This window comes from Treponema sp. TIM-1 (genome assembly GCF_046533115.1).
Lineage (GTDB): Bacteria > Spirochaetota > Spirochaetia > Treponematales > Breznakiellaceae > JAIRMO01.
Genome location: NZ_JAJQRC010000085.1, coordinates 1 through 2,544, shown reverse-complemented (window position 1 = coordinate 2,544; position 2,544 = coordinate 1). Strand labels below are relative to the sequence as shown.

Annotated in this window: 2 protein-coding genes; one reads left to right on the top strand and one right to left on the bottom strand. The window is 52.4% G+C overall.

Annotated features, from left to right (window positions below; genetic code table 11):
* Positions 1–88 precede the first annotated feature (88 nt).
* Positions 89–1,297, bottom strand: coding sequence for an NADP-dependent isocitrate dehydrogenase (locus tag LQZ21_RS14905; protein ID WP_411045372.1), 1,209 nt, complete (start codon positions 1,295–1,297; stop codon positions 89–91).
* Between the two features lie 250 nt (positions 1,298–1,547).
* Between LQZ21_RS14905 and LQZ21_RS14900 the strand changes: the two genes are divergently transcribed.
* Entirely contained in the window at positions 1,548–2,477 is a 930-nt protein-coding gene (locus LQZ21_RS14900; protein ID WP_411045371.1) for a diguanylate cyclase domain-containing protein, read from the top strand.
* Positions 2,478–2,544 lie beyond the last annotated feature (67 nt).

Genomic DNA, 2,544 nt, shown 5'->3' with positions numbered 1-2,544 from the left:
AGAATAAAATGCCATGCATTTTATTCTAATTGCTTATGCAATAAGGAAATAACATGACCAATCGGTCATGTTATTTCTGCGCGGGTCCTTAAGGACGCCGCAGTCGTTTGGCGATAGCGCCGGTAAATTCCCAGGAATCCAGGACCCGGGGGGGGGCAGGGGAGGCGAGGCGGGCTAAATCCCCGGGCATATCTCCCTCCTCAATGGTCCTCAGGGTGGCCGCTTCCAGGTTTTTGGCAAAGGCCCCCAGTTCCGGGGTGTGATCCAACTCCGCCCGTTTCGCCAAAGCGCCGGTCCAGGCAAAGATCAGGGCCGCCGGGTTGGTGCTGGTCCGTTCCCCCTTTTGCCAGCGGTAGTAGTGCTGCTGCACCGTGCCGTGGGCGGCCTCGTATTCCACCGCCCCCGAGGGAGAAACCAGGACGCTGGTCATCATGGCCAGGCTTCCGGCGGCGCTGGCCACCATGTCGCTCATCACATCCCCGTCGTAGTTTTTACAGGCCCAGAGGAACCCTCCCTCCCCTTTAACAACCCGGGCCACGGCATCATCAATGAGAGTATAAAAATAACTTACCCCCGCGGCGGCGCATTGCGCTTTGAATTCGGTTTCGTAAACCCGGTTGAAAAGCTCCTTGAAGCGGCCGTCGTAGATTTTGGAAATCGTATCCTTGGCGGCAAACCAAACCGGGAGTTTTTCATCCAGGGCATAGAGAAAACAGGATCGGGCGAAATTTTCAATCGATCCGTCCAGATTGTGCATACCCTGCACAATACCGGGCCCCTCCATCTCGGCCACGATCTGCCGCTGCTGCTCCCCCTCCCGGGGGGTATAGACCAGTTCCACCCTGCCCGGACCGGGAATGGCCATTTCGGCGTTTTTATACACATCCCCATAGGCATGACGGCCGATGACAATGGGCTTCTTCCAGGTCGAGATCGACGGCTTAATCCCGGAAACGATTATGGGTTTTCGGAACACCGTACCGTCCAGGATGGCCCTGATGGTGGCATTGGGACTGGGGTAGAGATTTTTAAGGTTATATTCGGTCCTTCGGGCGGCGTTGGCGGTGATGGTGGCGCATTTCACCCCTACCCCCCGGCGGGCTATGGCCCGGGCAGATTCCACCGTAACCGCATCATGGGTGGCATCCCGGTTTACCAGTCCCAAATCGTAATATTCGGTTTTCAGATCCACATAGGGGAGGATCAGTTGTTCCTTAACCAAGGCCCACAACACCCGGGTCATTTCATCCCCGTCAAGTTCAACCACCGGATTTTTCATGCCGATCTTTGCCGCCATGCTAACCTCCAAAAAATTTTCCTGCGGGCCCGTCCCAAACCCGGTTGGGCAGGGAATTGGCCCCGGGGCCGGGTTTGTTTCCCTAGGGGTTCCCTTTTTCCGAACCGGCCCGGTACTGAGAAAGGGTGCCGATTCTGCTTAGGCTTGACAAGGGGCCGGTCACCCTCTTGACAAAACAAGAAAAAAATGGTATAATTTAAAAGGAATTTTTGTATACTAAAAATTCTTTCATATAGATTGGGAAAAAAGAATGGAAAAAAGTATAGTGCATCAGGAGAGGTGTTTTTCTGCTATCTTAAACAATGTACATGACGGAATCGTTGCCATAGATCAACAGTTATTGACGAGGTTTATAAACCGCGCCGCGGAGCGGATGAGCGGCTGGACCTACGAGGAGGCTGAAGGAAAGAACATATTGCGGGTCCTCAACCTTATCGAATCCCAAAATCTGTTTCCCCTGGTGCCCCACGGACTACCCGTGGATGAAACCCCCCGGCTTTTTAGGAATGTGATTTTAAAAAGCCATACCGGCGAGACTTTTATTGTGGAGGGCTCCATTACCAAAATTCAATCCGCCGATGACAACCAACTTTCCGGATATGTGATGGTTTTTCGGGATACGAGCGAAATGAAAAAACTATCCGCCATCGTTGAATTTCAGACCAGCCATGATACCCTAACCGGCCTCTTGAACCGGGATAGCTTTGTCCCAAAACTTCAGGAAATTCTGGAGGATCTGCAAAGAAATGCCGGCTCCCATGTCCTTTTAGGGTTTGATATCGACCAGTATCAACAGATCTGTCACGGCAACGAAGTCGTGGCGGGGGATGAACTATTGCGGGAAGTTGCCGATATTATTTGTACCCATATACAGAGGAGTGATATATCCGCCCGGTTTCGGGATGACATATTCGCTTTTATCCTGCGGGATTGTACCATCGAGGAGGCGGTACGGGTGGCCGAACGGCTCCGGAAAACGGTTCGCGAATTCCGGTTTATCTGCGGCGGCGCCACCTATCGTATCTCGTTAAGCATGGGACTTTTGGCCTTGACCGATGCCCACACCGACCCCAAGGATATTCTACAAAAGGTGGATCTGGCCTGCAGCGAAGCCAAACAACAGGGCGGAGACCGGCTCGTTATATACGAGGAGGAAAGGACCCGCGCAGAAACAATATGACCGAATGGTCATATTGTTTCTTTATTGCGTAAGCAATTAGAATAAAATGCCCTGCATTTTATTCTTG